This is a genomic window from [Clostridium] clostridioforme AGR2157, assembly GCF_000424325.1.
In the GTDB taxonomy this organism is placed as follows: domain Bacteria; phylum Bacillota; class Clostridia; order Lachnospirales; family Lachnospiraceae; genus Enterocloster; species Enterocloster clostridioformis_A.
In genome coordinates, this window is sequence record NZ_AUJR01000003.1 from 188,876 (window position 1) to 203,075 (window position 14,200).

15 protein-coding genes are annotated in these 14,200 nt (G+C 46.2%); all 15 read left to right on the forward strand.

Annotated elements, in window-relative coordinates; genetic code table 11:
* Positions 1 to 238 precede the first annotated feature (238 nt).
* The 15 genes from G614_RS0101025 to G614_RS0101095 are packed head-to-tail and all read left to right on the forward strand — an operon-like array spanning position 239 to position 13,841.
* Complete coding sequence (locus tag G614_RS0101025; RefSeq protein WP_002588168.1) at positions 239 to 727, forward strand: TRAP transporter small permease; 489 nt, start codon at positions 239 to 241, stop codon at positions 725 to 727.
* A 12-nt stretch (positions 728 to 739) separates the two neighbouring features.
* Positions 740 to 2,053, forward strand: a complete 1,314-nt coding sequence (locus G614_RS0101030) for a TRAP transporter large permease (RefSeq protein ID WP_027640432.1) — start codon at positions 740 to 742, stop codon at positions 2,051 to 2,053.
* Positions 2,054 to 2,088: 35 nt separating this feature from the next.
* On the forward strand, positions 2,089 to 2,919 hold the full coding sequence (locus G614_RS0101035; protein WP_027640433.1) for a sugar phosphate isomerase/epimerase family protein: 831 nt from the start codon (positions 2,089 to 2,091) through the stop codon (positions 2,917 to 2,919).
* A 58-nt stretch (positions 2,920 to 2,977) separates the two neighbouring features.
* Entirely contained in the window at positions 2,978 to 4,018 is a 1,041-nt protein-coding gene (locus G614_RS0101040) for a zinc-dependent alcohol dehydrogenase (RefSeq protein WP_027640434.1), read from the forward strand.
* 44 nt (positions 4,019 to 4,062) lie between these two features.
* Positions 4,063 to 4,500 carry a cupin domain-containing protein gene (locus G614_RS0101045; RefSeq protein WP_002566050.1) on the forward strand — a complete coding sequence of 146 codons (438 nt, stop codon included), beginning with the start codon at positions 4,063 to 4,065 and terminating at the stop codon, positions 4,498 to 4,500.
* Positions 4,501 to 4,523: 23 nt separating this feature from the next.
* Positions 4,524 to 5,084: an SIS domain-containing protein gene (locus G614_RS0101050; protein ID WP_002566049.1), complete on the forward strand. Its 561-nt coding sequence runs from the start codon at positions 4,524 to 4,526 to the stop codon at positions 5,082 to 5,084.
* 21 nt (positions 5,085 to 5,105) lie between these two features.
* On the forward strand, positions 5,106 to 6,050 hold the full coding sequence (locus G614_RS0101055; protein ID WP_027640435.1) for an ROK family protein: 945 nt from the start codon (positions 5,106 to 5,108) through the stop codon (positions 6,048 to 6,050).
* A gap of 39 nt (positions 6,051 to 6,089) precedes the next feature.
* On the forward strand, positions 6,090 to 7,193 hold the full coding sequence (locus tag G614_RS0101060; protein WP_002588173.1) for a Gfo/Idh/MocA family protein: 1,104 nt from the start codon (positions 6,090 to 6,092) through the stop codon (positions 7,191 to 7,193).
* Positions 7,194 to 7,214: 21 nt separating this feature from the next.
* The gene (locus G614_RS0101065) at positions 7,215 to 8,180 is read left to right on the forward strand and encodes a sugar phosphate isomerase/epimerase family protein (protein ID WP_027640436.1); all 966 of its coding nucleotides are present in this window, start codon (positions 7,215 to 7,217) and stop codon (positions 8,178 to 8,180) included.
* Positions 8,181 to 8,215: 35 nt separating this feature from the next.
* Positions 8,216 to 9,286 carry a TRAP transporter substrate-binding protein gene (locus G614_RS0101070; protein ID WP_027640437.1) on the forward strand — a complete coding sequence of 357 codons (1,071 nt, stop codon included), beginning with the start codon at positions 8,216 to 8,218 and terminating at the stop codon, positions 9,284 to 9,286.
* A gap of 16 nt (positions 9,287 to 9,302) precedes the next feature.
* A complete protein-coding gene (locus tag G614_RS0101075) occupies positions 9,303 to 10,217 on the forward strand; it encodes a dihydrodipicolinate synthase family protein (protein WP_027640438.1) in 915 nt (304 codons plus the stop codon).
* Positions 10,210 to 11,157, forward strand: a complete 948-nt coding sequence (locus tag G614_RS0101080; RefSeq protein WP_027640439.1) for a Gfo/Idh/MocA family protein — start codon at positions 10,210 to 10,212, stop codon at positions 11,155 to 11,157. The genes G614_RS0101075 and G614_RS0101080 overlap by 8 nt, the downstream gene beginning before the upstream one ends.
* A gap of 14 nt (positions 11,158 to 11,171) precedes the next feature.
* Positions 11,172 to 12,050: a sugar phosphate isomerase/epimerase family protein gene (locus G614_RS0101085; protein WP_044917281.1), complete on the forward strand. Its 879-nt coding sequence runs from the start codon at positions 11,172 to 11,174 to the stop codon at positions 12,048 to 12,050.
* Positions 12,051 to 12,079: 29 nt separating this feature from the next.
* Entirely contained in the window at positions 12,080 to 13,039 is a 960-nt protein-coding gene (locus G614_RS0101090) for a Gfo/Idh/MocA family protein (protein ID WP_242827966.1), read from the forward strand.
* 25 nt (positions 13,040 to 13,064) lie between these two features.
* Positions 13,065 to 13,841, forward strand: a complete 777-nt coding sequence (locus G614_RS0101095) for a sugar phosphate isomerase/epimerase family protein (protein WP_027640442.1) — start codon at positions 13,065 to 13,067, stop codon at positions 13,839 to 13,841.
* The last annotated feature ends 359 nt before the right edge of the window (positions 13,842 to 14,200 follow it).

The window sequence follows — 14,200 nt, forward strand, 5'->3', positions numbered from 1 at the left end:
CATTAAAGTTGGCATTGCAAGAAAAACATGCAAAATAATTTAAATTGCTATTTGACATGACTGTAATCGATTACAATTTAAAAAAATCCGAACAGATATTAACAAAGCTAAATATAGTAAAAAGTAACAATAAATACAAAATAATATCAGCAAAAATAACAATTGACAACAATAGAAATATCCATTAAGCTATAGACATAAATTGTAATCGATTACAGTATTCGATAAGGAGGGCAAGATGACTTTTAAAAGGTTTGATTCTGTGGTTGCGTGGATTGAGGACATTGTTTCTGCGTTCTGCCTGGCAGGGATTGTGGTGATCGCAGCGGGAAGTGTATTTGGGCGTTATGTTTTACATACAGGTTTTCTATGGGCGGACGAAGTGAACCAGATGCTGCTTGTCGCCATGGGCATGTTTGGGAGTGCAAGAGCAGTGCGTTCCAATGGTCATGCGGAATTCACCTCTTTTATTAACAACCGGAAATCAAGAACGGCGCGAATTGCAATGCGGGCTGCAATCAATATACTTACGATTGTGTTGCTGGTGTTCATGTTCGTGATTTCAATGCAGTTTACCTTAGGCGGAACCATGAAGAGTACGGTACTTCGTATTCCGAGAATGTATTTTTACATGTCAATTCCCATGGGATTCGGGCTTTGCATTTATGAGTATCTGAAGGTGGTCAAGACAAAGATATTAACGGACGCAGCGTCCGAGAATGAATAGGAGGAAACATAGATGGGAGAAGTAATTGCGCTCCTGGTCATTTTGACCTTTATTTTTATCATTGCAGGTATCCCGATTTACATCAGCCTGATGTTTACCGGTTTGCTCAGCCTTGTGGCACTGGCATCATCCACAGCAACTCCTCTTGCCACACTGGTTATTCCACAGTCTATTTTTAACGGCATAGGAAGCCTGCCCCTTTTGGCTATACCGTTTTTCATGCTTGCAGGTGAGATTATGAACCGGGGAAAGATTACGGAGAAGCTGATTCGGTTTGCAATGCTGCTGATTGGACGCCTGCCCGCCAGTCTTGGGCTTTCCAGTATTGTGGCGAGTATGTTCTTTGGCGGCATTACCGGTTCCGCACAGGCAAGTACCTCCTGCATGGGCGGTATCCTGATTCCCGCCATGAAAGAGGAGGGATACCCCACAAAAGAGGCGGTTGGAATTATTGCTGCGGCTTCTACCTGCGGGCCAATTATCCCGCCGAGTATCATCATGGTTGTATTTGCCACCGCGGTTGGGTGTTCGGTTGGAGCAATGTTTATGGGAGGCCTGATACCGGGGATTCTGGTGGGCTTGATACTGATGATTGTATTGCTGGTCCGTAATCACATGTATCATTTTCCGAAGCACGATGAACGGCTGAGCCGCAACGAAGTTGTGAAGGTTGCTCTTGATGGTATCATCCCATTGGGCATGCCGGTTATCATTGTGGGAGGTATCATGGGAGGTGTATGTACTCCTACAGAAGCGGGCGCCATTGCGGTTGTTTACAGTCTGCTGGTCAGTCTTTTTGTCAGCCGCACCTTAAGGCTTCGGGATATCTGGTCTCTGCTGCTTGCAACGGTTAACAGTGCGGCACCATTGCTGCTGATTATTGCCTGTGCCCGGATATTCAGTTACGGTCTGACAGCGCTCCAGATGCCGGTTATTGTGAATGACCTGATTCTTTCCTTAACAAGTAACAAATATGTATTTCTGATGCTTGTGAATATCCTGCTTCTTATTATGGGAATGTTCATGGATGGAGGAGCGTCTGTTATTATCCTTGCTCCGATTCTGGCTCCAGTTGCGGCTGCTCTTGGTATCAGTACAATTCATTTTGGTGTTATCATGGCGCTTAACCTTACCATTGGTAACATTACGCCTCCGCTGGGATACTGCTTATTTATAGGAAGCAGAATTGGAGATATTACGGTGGAGGAATGCATCAAGGGCATTATTCCATATCTAATTGCAGAGATTGCCGCATTGCTGCTGATTACCTATATCCCGTCGCTGGTCACCTATGTTCCGGTGATGCTGGGATACAGTGTGGTATAACCGTATAAGGAAATTAATTGTAGGAGGAGATATATATGAAGTTTAGTGCCTGTACCGCGGCCTTTGGCATGGCGGATCTGAAAAAAATTATTGATACTTCGGCAAAGCTGGGATATGACGCCGTGGAGCTTACCGCGGCCCTTCACCTGCCGGTGGAATCCACCCCGGAGCGCCGAAAAGAGGTTTTAGGCTGGATTCATGATGCAGGAATTGTTTGCAGCGCCCTTCACTATATTTTCGACGGAACCATTCGGCTTTTGAGCACGGATTCGGAGATGATGAATCAGTCTGCCGCCTATTTGAAACAGGTAGTGGATGTTGCATATGATATGGAATGCCCTACCGTTATAGTGGGAAGCGGCGGAAAGACCAGAAGCTTTGAGCCTGACTGGGACAGGGAGGCAGGAGTGAAATGTATGGCTGAGGTAATACGCCGGGTTGGTCTGTATGCCCAGGAAAAAGGGGTTACCCTGGCGGTGGAGGCAATTAACCGGTATGAAACCAACTTCTTGAACACATTGGAAGAAGCGGTAAATTTTGTGAATATGGTGAACCTTCCAAATGTGCGTACCATGGCGGATACCTATCACCTGAATATAGAAGAAGTAAATCCGGCTGAAACCATCCGCAAATATGGACATACCCTGGCAAACCTGCATCTTGCGGACTCAAACCGCCAGGCGCCGGGAGATGGACACTTTGACTTTGCGTCTGTGGCGGAGGCGCTTCGGGAAGTGGATTTTAAGGGGTATTGTTCCTTTGAGGTATTTGGGCTTTATCCGTGGAAACTCTGGTATGACACCTTTGAAGAGTCGGTTGAACATATGGGCAACGGTATTAAATACGCCCGTTCTATTTTTGGATGAATTATGCTGTAGTCAGATACCGGGACATACGTCCGGAGGTATGGAAAGGATAGATATTATGAGAAGAGTGGCATTGGTTGATTATGGGAAATTAGTATTACAGGATAACTGCGGGGACATTAAGGCCCTTGAGCCGGGAACAGTTAAGATTGATGTAACGGCCTGCAGTATCTGCGGAAGCGATATCGCGCTTTACCGTGGAAAACGTTCCCTTGAGAATGAAAGATATTTCGGGCACGAGTTTTCCGGCGTGGTAGCAGATCCTGGCGATGGCGCAAATGGTATTAAGAAGGGCATGCGCGTGGCAAGTGAGCTTTCCAGGGCCTGCGGACACTGCTGGAATTGCCGCAACGGGATTCCCAATTATTGCAGGAGCATGAATGATGCCCTTCTGCCCGGAGGATTTTCAGAGGAAACCCTGGTGTTAAATACGCCGGAATACAGTTTTATCAGCCCTGTTCCGGATACCATTGATGATATTACCGCAACTCTGCTGGAACCAACCAACTGTGCTTACCACGTGGCGCGTCGGGCTGATGTGAAGCATGGGGAGACGGCGGTTGTCTTTGGCATGGGACCCATGGGGCTGATTGCGGCCCGCATTATAAAGAGCATGGGCGTAGATGTGGTTGTGGGAGTGGATAATAGTAAGGCGCGTCTGGAAAAAGTGCAGAGTCTTGGATTTATTGATGTGATTGACAGCAATGACGGGAATTGGCAGGACCAGATATTTGAAATGTGCGGTTCAAAGGGTGCGGATGTGATTATTGAGCTTACAGGAGCGCTCCCGGTCCTTCAGAGCGCGTTCCAGGTGGTCCGTCCGGGAGGGCGCATCGTGGTGGGCAGTGTTTACAGCGGCTTTGCAGACCAGGTAGAGCTTTTGCCCATTATGCGCAAAGAGCTGACCATTCTGGGCTCCAAGGGCCCGTATCCACATCTAAAGACAGATGGTACCAGCGCGGCAGTTGATATTCTGGTGAGGCTTCAGGATGACTTAAAGAAGCTGATTACGGTTTATGATTATAAGGATGCCCTTAAGGCGTTTGATGACATGATGTCTGGTTTTGCAATCAAGCCGGTTATCCGGTTTCGATCATAAAAAAATTGAATGATAGAATAATTTCAGGAAAAGGAGATTTTGTAATGACAAACAAAGAGCATGTATTGAAATATGGAGGAAAGTTTAGTATCAGCGGCGGTGAAGTGTGGACAATGCCAAATGGACACGATGTTCATTTCGCTTTAAATCCAAAGATGGGATGCCGCGGAGCAAATATCGCGGTTGGATTTCATAAGCCAGGTAAGGAATTTGCGCCCCATAAGCATCCCATTTCTGAGGAAATCCTCATCATCCACAGCGGTAAGGGTGAGTGTTACCTTTATGACAAGTGGATTCCGGTTGAGACAGGAGATATTGTGTTTGCGCCTCCCGGCGTCCTGCACGGCACCCGCAATCCAGCGGAAAATACAGAGGACTTTGTAACGCTTGGTATCGCGACACCGCCCCAGCTTGACCTTTACCTGCGCGCAGGCTATGACATACTGGAGGATAACTCCGGAGAATATGTGGAAGAAGTATAAAGAGGAAATTGGAGGAAAGAAAAATGTTCTTTGATACATATAGTGAAATGTTAAATGATACGATTGATGGCCTTAAGAGAGAGGATATACAGAAACTGTTTGATTTGATTGAGGAGACTAGGAATAACGGAAAACATCTCTTTGTGCTTGGCAATGGTGGAAGCGCGGCCGCCGCATCCCATTGGGTATGTGATTTTGGCAAAGGAATTAACAGAGGAGATTCCAAACGCCTGAAAATTTTTTCACCGGCAGATAACGGAGCAATTTTCAGCGCTCTTGGTAATGACTGTGGATATGAGACAACGTTTGTTGAGCAGATGAAGAATTTTCTGGAGCCGGGCGACCTGGTATTAACCTTTTCTGTTTCAGGAAGCTCATCAAATCTTGTGGAAGCTCATCGGTACGCAAAAGAGATTGGTGCAAAAACAGCCTGTGTTGTTGCGGATAAAGGTGGTAAGATAATCGGCATGTCTGATTTTGCAATGATTATCCCATCTGAGAATTATGGTGTTGTTGAGGATATTCATGTAATTCTGGGACATGCAATCTCACAGCAGATTTATGCAGACAATGTGGGGGCGTAAGGCATATTGGAGGATGAAGATATGTATATTGCGGCACTAGACATTGGCGGAACAAAAACCATTGTTGCTATACTGGATGAGAATGGCGGAATTTTGATACAGGAAAGTTTTCCGTCCATTGTCGCAAGATATGAGACGCATCTGGAATTGTGCGTACAGGCAATGAAACGTCTGATGCATCGGACTGAGTTACAGGCAGAGGACTTTACCGGACTGGGGGTGTCGCTTCCGGGAATTGTGGACAACGAAAAGGGAATTCTGCTTTACGCACCTTATGCAAACTGGGAAAATGTGGAATTCGCGGGCTATTTGAGTAAAAACCTTGGGATTTCAAGGGTGCGGTGCGAGAATGATGTCAACGCCTGCGCCATTGGCGAAAAGCGGTTTGGACTGGGAAATAACTATACGGATTTCATATGGATGACAGTGAGTACAGGCGTGGGCGGCGCCGTGGTGGAAGGTTCAAAGCTGGTGCGGGGAGGCCTTGGTTTTGCCGGTGAGCTGGGACACTTAAAAGTTGAATATAAGTCGCCGGCTCATTGTCCCTGTGGTCAGTATGGATGCCTGGAAGCACATGGTTCCGGGACAGCGCTGATACGGGAGACAAGGAAGCGCAGGCTTACATCTCCCGCATTTGCAAAAGCGCTGGATGAGATGGGGTTAAAGCCGGATGGGGCAGGATGCGCAGCTCTTGCCAGGGCAGGAAACACGGATGCCCTGGATATTTTGAATCAGATTGGTACATACCTGGGACGTGGTATTTCCTATTGCATTAATATTTTAAATACCCAGGCAGTTGTGATTGGCGGTGGGGTTGCCGCGTCCCTTGATCTTCTGCTTCCATCTATCCGCGTTTCCGTTCAGCAGAATGCATTTAAACAGATGCAGGATATTGATATTGTAAAGACTCCGCTAGGTTATGAAGCGGCCCTTCTCGGGGCGGCAGCCCTGGTTCTTGAGCAGTAAGGGCATAAGCATAATATGAGACAGGAGGAGAGAACGGACATGAAACGTTTAAAAGCAGCGGTTATTGGGTCAGGATTTATCGGAGCGGCGCACGTGGAAGCGCTTAAGCGTGTGCCAGGTGTGGATGTTGTGGCATTGGTGGATATTGTAGACCCGGTACAAAAGGCAGAGGAGCTGGATGTTCCAAATGGATTCTCAGACTATCGTGAGATGATTGAAGCAGTAGAACCGGACTGTATCCATATTTGTACACCGAACCATACGCATAAAGAAATTGCCCTCTACGCATTCAAACATGGAATTCATGTAATCTGTGAGAAACCCATGGCAAGGAATGCTGGGGAAGCAAAAGAAATGCTGGAAGCGGCAAAGAAAAGTAATCTTGTCCATGCAATTAATTTACATAACCGATTCTATCCCGCCAACCATCAGCTGCGCAATATGATTCTGGATGGGGCTCTGGGTAAAATATACGGCGTACATGGAGCATATTTACAGGATTGCTTTTCCCAGGAATCGGATTTTAACTGGCGTATGTTGTCCGCCAAAGGCGGAAGTACCCGCGTCACATCAGATATTGGTTCCCATTGGATTGACCTGGCGGAGTATGTAATTGGAAGTAAAGTAAAAGAGGTATTTGCGGAGTTCCAGACCAATCTGCCGGTGAGAAAGATGAATCTGGCAGGGAATTTAAAGGACGTAGCAGTGGATACAGAGGATACTTCTTATGTTACGGTCCGCTTTGAGAATGGAGCTGTTGGCAGTGCTGTATTTTCCCAGGTGTATCAGGGCAGGAAAAACCAGACCACGATTCGGGTATCCGGTTCGGAAATTTCTGCTGAATGGGACAGCGAAGCCATTGGTGATTTGAAGCTTGGATACCGAAATGAACCTAATCGCCTGCTGACAAAAGACCGTGGGCTGGCTCATCCGGATACTGCGCCAATCATAACCTATCCGGGCGGTCACGCAGAGGGGTTTCCGGATGCTTTTAAACAGAATTTTATTGCTGTTTATGGAGCAATCCGTGGAGTAAAGCCGATTAATCCATACGCAGACTTTGAAGATGGGCTGCATCAGATGCAGGTTCTGGATAAGATATTTGAAAGCGCGAAAACAGGCTGTTGGACCAGTGTTAATTAAAAACGAGAGGTAACAATCAGAATGAAGGTTGGCATTGTAGCGAATATTATGCAGGACAAACCCCTGGCAAAGGCCCTGGACTATTTTCGGAACATAGGAATCCAGACAATAGAGCTGGGATGCGGCGGATATGCTGGCAAGTCCCATGTTAATCCCGCTGTTTTGCTTGGGGACAAAGAAAAGATGGATGGATTTAAGCGGACCATAGCGGATTCCGGTTTGACTATCAGCGCTCTTTCCTGCCATGGCAATCCCATTCACCCGGATCAAGGAATTGCAGCTGCCCATGACGGGGATATGCGGGACGCGGTACGCCTTTGTAAAGAACTGGGACTGGACACGATTACCTGCTTTTCCGGATGTGCCGGAGACTGTCCGGATTCAAAATCCCCCAATTGGGTGACCTGTCCCTGGCCGGATGATTATCTTAAGATTCTGGATTATCAGTGGAATGAGGTATTGATTCCATACTGGAAGGAGTTTGCCGCTTTTGCAAAGGAGAATGGCGTGACGAAGATTGCATTGGAACTGCATCCGGGATTTATGGTTTATAATTCTGAAACCTTGAAACGGCTACGCGGGGCGGTTGGAAGGGAGATTGGGGTGAATTTTGACCCAAGCCATCTTCTTTGGCAGGGAATGGACCCTGTTTCGGTCATCCGGGAACTTAAGGACGCAATCTATCATGTACATGCCAAGGATGTAAAGGTGGATTCAATCAATACCGCGGTTAACGGCGTCCTGGATACCAAACATTACAGCAATGAAATTAATCGCTCCTGGATATTCAGGACCATTGGTTATGGCAATGATACGGCTTACTGGAAAAATATTTTTTCCACACTGCGTATCATTGGATACGATGGGGCGGTCAGTATTGAACATGAGGATAGCCTGATCAACCGGTTCGAAGGCCTGGAAAAAGCGGTCAGGATTGTCAAAGAATCTTTGATAATGGAAGACAAAACAGAGATGTGGTGGGCGTAATTAACTAATAAAGAATGATAAAGGAGATTAACCATATGAAAAAGAATCTTATATCCATGTTACTTATAACAGCCACAGCAATCAGCCTCGCCGCCTGCGGCGGCTCTAAGGCCCCTGCTTCTGCAGGCAGCAGCGGCACATCTGCCCCGAAAGACACCGCGGCATCCGTCAATGCTTCACAAGTGGTTGTTAAGTATTCGGTAACGTATCCCTCCACCGGTACGCAGGCAGAGGGGGCGCTGAAATTAGGAGAGCTGATTGAAGAGTGCTCAGATGGGCGTATGAAGATGGAATTCTATCCGTCCTCCCAGCTGGGGGATAAGACCGCAACCTTTGAGGGCCTGGGAAACGGAACCATTGAGATGACGGAGTGCGCTGCCACGGATCTTTCTGCGTTTAATGACATGTGGTCTGTATTCTCCCTGCCGTATCTGTGGGAAAACGGACAGCAGGCCTGTGCAACTGTAATGGACCCGGCGGTCCGCGAGATGCTGGAAGCGGACGCGCAGGCCAATGGATTTATCATCATTGCGTGGACTGACATTGGAAGCCGCAGCATAATGAACCAGAAGAAAACGGTCAATACCCCGGCAGACCTTACCGGACTTAAGATTCGCTGCATGCAGGATCCGATTCTGGCGGATTCAACCAATGCCATGGGCGCAATCGCCACGCCTCTGGGTGCAAGCGAGATTTATACCGGTCTGCAGCAGGGGACCATTGACGGCCTTGACCATACCCCCTCTGTAGTGGTTGCCAATGGATGGCAGGAACTGGCCAAGCATTTCTCCCTGACGGAGCATTTCACTATCCCGGACCCGGTATTCGTAAGTAAGGTATGGTTTGACGGCTTGTCTGCTGAAAATCAGGAAGCTGTTCTGGAAGCCGGCAAGAAGTTCTCTGATGTATGGAATAATGAGATCTGGCCAGAGGCAACCGAGGATGGTATGAAGGCAATGAAGGAACAGGGCGTTGAAATTGTGGAGGTTGATAAAGCGCTATTTGAAGAGGCTGTAAAACCGGTTGTTGATAAATTTCTGGCGGATGCCAGCGAGGATCAGAAGGCGCTGTATGATTTGCTGACAAAGACACGGGAAAACTATTAGTGGGAGGAAATACGTTATGTATGAGAAAAGGCTGTGTGGGGTTGTTATTCCCACCATTACACCGATGAATGAGGATGGATCTATTGATGACGCGTCGCTTGCGGATTTCACACGGTATCTGTTAGAAGCAGGTGTAAATGCCCTGTATCCCAACGGGACAAATGGCGAGAGCCTGCTCCTAACAAAGGAGGAAAGGGACCATGTGGCAGAGGTTATGGCGAACGTGAACGCTCACCGCCTTTCGTTGTTTATCCAGTGTGGCAGTATGACAACAGGAGAAACCGCATCCCACGCAGCACATGCGGTTGATATTGGGGCAGATGGGATTGGCATTATGAGTCCTGCATTTTTCCAAATGGATGAAGAAGCGCTTTTCCAGTATTACCGTGACGTTATAAAAGGCCTTCCGGAGAATTTTCCAGTGTATATATATAATATTCCCGGTTGCACGACTAATGATGTAAAGCCTGGATTGCTGCAAAAGTTGATGGAGGAGTTTCCTAATATCGTGGGAATCAAATACAGCAGCCCGGACCTTATGCGGGTAGAAGATTATCTTGAAACAGATGGAAGAAAGCCAGAGCTTTTAATTGGCTGTGACAGCTTGTTTTTGCAGTGCCTGATGACCGGAGGCGTAGGAACGGTAACCGGGCCGGGGAGCATTTTTCACGAAAGGTTTACAAGGCTTTACCGTCAGTATCAGGAGGGGGATTATGCAGGCGCGGCCATGACCCAGAAAAAGATTGTGGAAACGGACCGTAAGCTGGTTGGGATTCCCGGTATCCCGGCGCTTAAAACACTGCTTAAGCTGCGCGGCGTTATCCGTACTGATGTATGCCGTGGTCCACTGCGCCCGCTTAAGGAAGATGAGAAGCGCATTTTAGAAGAAATCTATGCTGCATACTGTGAGGAGGAAGGTATTCATGAGTAGGAATAAACTGCGTGTCGGTGTGATAGGAGTGGGCTATGTTGCCAGTAATAATTTCCTACCGGTTTTTCCAAGATTTGATGATGTGGAGCTGGCTGGGATCATGGCAAATCATCTTGAGAGTGCAAAAAAGGCGCAACGTCTGTGCGGCGCCCAACAGGTAGTGCAGTCTCTGGAAGAACTTGTAAAGCTTGATTTGGATTGTGCCTTTGTGCTTACCCCAAAGGCATGCCATGCTGAGCAGATATCCTTTCTCCTAAAAGCAGGTGTAGATGTCTATAGTGAAAAACCTATGGCAACAACATTAAAAGATGCTGACCATATGGCTGAATTGTCAGAACAGACTGGACGTAAACTGATGATTGGATTTAACCGTCGGTATGCTCCGGTATGTCGGAAAGCCAAAGAAGTCTATACAGATATCCTTCCGGATGTTATCATAGGACAGAAAAACCGTCCGGCTACGGAATATCACGCAACACTGGAAAATGCAATCCATATTGTTGACTTGATGCGTTTTTATGGCGGTGAAGTGAAGGAGGTACATGCAATTTCTAAATTCACAGATCCAGATTACGAAAGCTTTACTACAGCACAGTTATTGTTTGAAAGCGGTGCGTCCGGTATGCTGATAGCGGACCGCAGTTCCGGCCAGTGGGAAGAAAATATTGAGATTCATGGAGGCAACCGGTCTGTTTTTATCAAAATGCCTGATAGTATCATCATAACGGATGCAGAGGAGCAGCATACTACAGAGATGACTCCCCTTGCTATGGGATGGGCGCGGTCAGAGGATAAGCTTGGTTTCAGTTATGCAATCCGGCATTTCCTGGACTGTGTAAAAGAAGACAGGGTACCGCTTACAAATGCTTTGGATGCATATAAGACACATGAATTACTGGATAGGATACTGCGAAGCGCAGGCCTTCCAGGGATGGAATAGAGGTGAAGAGACACATGAAAATTGCCGGACATACAATGGGTACGCCGGAATATACGGTGAACGAAGCCATTGAGCTGTTTCATAGGATTGGAGCAGATGGAGCGGAAATTGTTGTTCAGGATGGATACTGTTCAGGGATTCCTTGTGATTGCGATGAAAAAAGCCTTTCTATTGTGAAGCATTGTGCAGAGAAAAATGAAATTGAGATTTCCTGCCTGACTCCATATAACTCCTACTTTAATTCATTGGATAAAGAAGTACGACAGGCGGAAATCGAAAGCATTCGTAAAGTGATTGATTATTGCCGGTATCTGGATGCGCATTACATCCGTATTTATGGTGGGAATCTTTTGGCAGGGGATACACAAAATCTGGAAGAACGAAGAGAGAAACTGATAGAATCACTGCGGTATCTGGGTAATCTGGCTGCGCAGAAGGATGTTATGTTAATTGTGGAAAATCATTTTAATACAATGGCGGTATCTGCAAAGGATAGTGCCGCATTAATCCGGGATATTGACCATCCGGCAGTCCGCATCCTGTATGACCAGGCCAATCTGACCTTTACGGGAAATGAAGGATATGAAGAGGCCATTTCCCTGCAGCAGCAATATGTCAGTTATATGCATGTAAAAGACCTGGTATTTTTGGAAGGAAAGGATTTTGTATCTTCTGACGTATCCCATCCGGATGAATCAGAGAGAAATGTCCGCACTCGTATTGTGGGAGAAGGCATTTTAGAGTGGCCTGCAATACTGAAATCAGTGAAGGCTCACGGATATGATGGATGGCTTTCTTTGGAATATGAGAGAAGGTGGCATCCGGATGACATTCCGAATGCATCCATTGGAATGAAAAAATCCATTGACTATTTAAAAAGTATACTTTCTTGATTCCGAAAGGGGAAAAAATGAGTGAAAATATGAAGATTGCCTTGTTGGGAGTCAGTCATTGGCATTTACCGCTGTATCTTCCGGGACTTCCGGAGAAATCGGTAGTCGGTATCAGTGATGACGACATTGGTATCGCTGCACGCTATGCCGGGAAATACAGCTGCCCCGCATATCAGGATTACCGCCGGATGGTAATGGAAACAAAGCCGGATTTCGTATTTGCATTTGCGCCTCACTACCGGATGAAAGAGACTGCGGAATATCTTCTACAGCTGGGCATCCCATTCTCAATGGAAAAACCAGTCGGCATGAATGCTGGTGAGGTGGAATCCTTATATGAATTTTGCGAGAAAAAGAACGGTTTTTGTTCCATTCCTTTTGTCTGGCGCTATAGTGATACTGTTAATGATCTGAAAAACAAATATCTTACCAAACCAATTACTCATATGTCCTATCGTTTTATTGCAGGTCCTCCATCCCGCTATCTGGAGACTTCTTCCTGGATGCTTTCACAACGCACAGCAGGAGGAGGATGCATGACCAATCTGGGTGTTCATTTTATAGATATGGCTTTGTTTTTGACAGACAGTTGCAGCGCCAAAACATTAGCGTCCGCTTATCAATATAGTTCTCCATATGATATTGAGACTTATGCGACTTCATTGCTGAAACTGCCAAGTGGAACTTCCCTGCTTTTGGAAAGCGGCTATGCTTATCCCATGTCGGAGGAATCGAAACGGGAGAACCGCTGGACAATTGTCACGGAGAATGGGTATTATATACTTGCGGAGAACCGTTTGGAAATCAGGGAATATGATAGAGAGCCAGTGGATATTCCGTTAAACACGGACAGTGACATATACTACACTGTTTATACAAAGACAACATTGAACGATTGGTTGACTGGGGCTAAACCCCGCGCATCGTTAAAAGAGATGTTGGATGTTAACAGGATTCTTGATGATATGAACGCAAAGGCAGGATTATAACAAGAAGAGGAAAGGGAAAATATTTATGAGATTAGGCGGCTTTGGACGAATCGCAGACTATGATAATATCCGGCAGGCTGGATTTGATTATGCGGAACTGGATGTACCGGAGATTGAAGCATTGACAGAAAATGAGTTTCGTATTTTTTGTGATAAGGTGCATGAGATTGGTTTTCCGGTGCTGACAGGAGCAAGGGCACTTCCGGTTGCCAAGCCATGGTTTTTTACGGATTCTTTTAACGCATTGGAATATAGGGCTTATCTTGAGCATGCTTGTCAAAGGGCGAAGTTGCTTGGGATGGACAGGATTATTATTGGAAATGGTAAGGCTCGGCTGCTCATAGATGAAACCAGCATTGAAAAAGAAAATCGGTTTATTGACTTTATGCGCATGTTTGCAGAAATTGCAGGTAATTATGATGTAGAGGTTATCTTGGAACCCCTTGGTCCTATGTATTCTAACTATATTAACACACTGCCGGAGGCGGTACGGATTATCCGGGAGGTAGATATGCCAAATCTGTTCACAATGGCTGATTTACGACATTTGGTTTGGGCAAAAGAGCCGCTAACGGATATCGTGTCCTATTCAGATTATGTACACCATATACACTTGGACTATCCAATTTCATATCCGGCACGCCCCTTCCCGAACGCCAACGATGATTTTGATTATACGGAATTTTTGGATGTCTTAAAAGAATCAGGATATCAAGGAACTTTAACGATTGAAGCTGATATTCCAGAGGATTGGAAATGTGCGTACAGAGATACGGCGGCTATTTTGCAGACTTTTCTGTGATTGATAGTTTTACATGGTGCAGGTGGGGAAAACTGGTTTTTAAATCATGATAACGTTACAGTTCACAGGTCAATGTCATTTAGTTAACGCTTTGCAATATTATGGTTAGATTCTTAATGAAGGGTGTCTAACCATATTTTTCCCTTTTTTCATAAAAACAGTTGACATACACCACAAAATGTGCGGCCGCTCTCGCTACTGATTGACTTTAATAGGTAGCGAGAGCGGCCCTTGGATTAGAATCATAAATTCATTCTAATTCAAGGAGGTACACACAATGTTCCATCAAAAAATTAAACAATGCTTTTCCCATTCCGTCCATCTTGTTTCATCCGTAATCTCCGAATTTACCTATTCGG

Bases quoted from the DNA above. Each gene is read 5' to 3' on its own strand.
- G614_RS0101025 (WP_002588168.1), top strand. From the start codon at position 239: ATGACTTTTAAAAGGTTTGATTCTGTGGTTGCGTGGATTGAGGACATT.
- G614_RS0101030 (WP_027640432.1), top strand. From the start codon at position 740: ATGGGAGAAGTAATTGCGCTCCTGGTCATTTTGACCTTTATTTTTATC.
- G614_RS0101035 (WP_027640433.1), top strand. From the start codon at position 2,089: ATGAAGTTTAGTGCCTGTACCGCGGCCTTTGGCATGGCGGATCTGAAA.
- G614_RS0101040 (WP_027640434.1), top strand. From the start codon at position 2,978: ATGAGAAGAGTGGCATTGGTTGATTATGGGAAATTAGTATTACAGGAT.
- G614_RS0101045 (WP_002566050.1), top strand. From the start codon at position 4,063: ATGACAAACAAAGAGCATGTATTGAAATATGGAGGAAAGTTTAGTATC.
- G614_RS0101050 (WP_002566049.1), top strand. From the start codon at position 4,524: ATGTTCTTTGATACATATAGTGAAATGTTAAATGATACGATTGATGGC.
- G614_RS0101055 (WP_027640435.1), top strand. From the start codon at position 5,106: ATGTATATTGCGGCACTAGACATTGGCGGAACAAAAACCATTGTTGCT.
- G614_RS0101060 (WP_002588173.1), top strand. From the start codon at position 6,090: ATGAAACGTTTAAAAGCAGCGGTTATTGGGTCAGGATTTATCGGAGCG.
- G614_RS0101065 (WP_027640436.1), top strand. From the start codon at position 7,215: ATGAAGGTTGGCATTGTAGCGAATATTATGCAGGACAAACCCCTGGCA.
- G614_RS0101070 (WP_027640437.1), top strand. From the start codon at position 8,216: ATGAAAAAGAATCTTATATCCATGTTACTTATAACAGCCACAGCAATC.
- G614_RS0101075 (WP_027640438.1), top strand. From the start codon at position 9,303: ATGTATGAGAAAAGGCTGTGTGGGGTTGTTATTCCCACCATTACACCG.
- G614_RS0101080 (WP_027640439.1), top strand. From the start codon at position 10,210: ATGAGTAGGAATAAACTGCGTGTCGGTGTGATAGGAGTGGGCTATGTT.
- G614_RS0101085 (WP_044917281.1), top strand. From the start codon at position 11,172: ATGAAAATTGCCGGACATACAATGGGTACGCCGGAATATACGGTGAAC.
- G614_RS0101090 (WP_242827966.1), top strand. From the start codon at position 12,080: ATGAAGATTGCCTTGTTGGGAGTCAGTCATTGGCATTTACCGCTGTAT.
- G614_RS0101095 (WP_027640442.1), top strand. From the start codon at position 13,065: ATGAGATTAGGCGGCTTTGGACGAATCGCAGACTATGATAATATCCGG.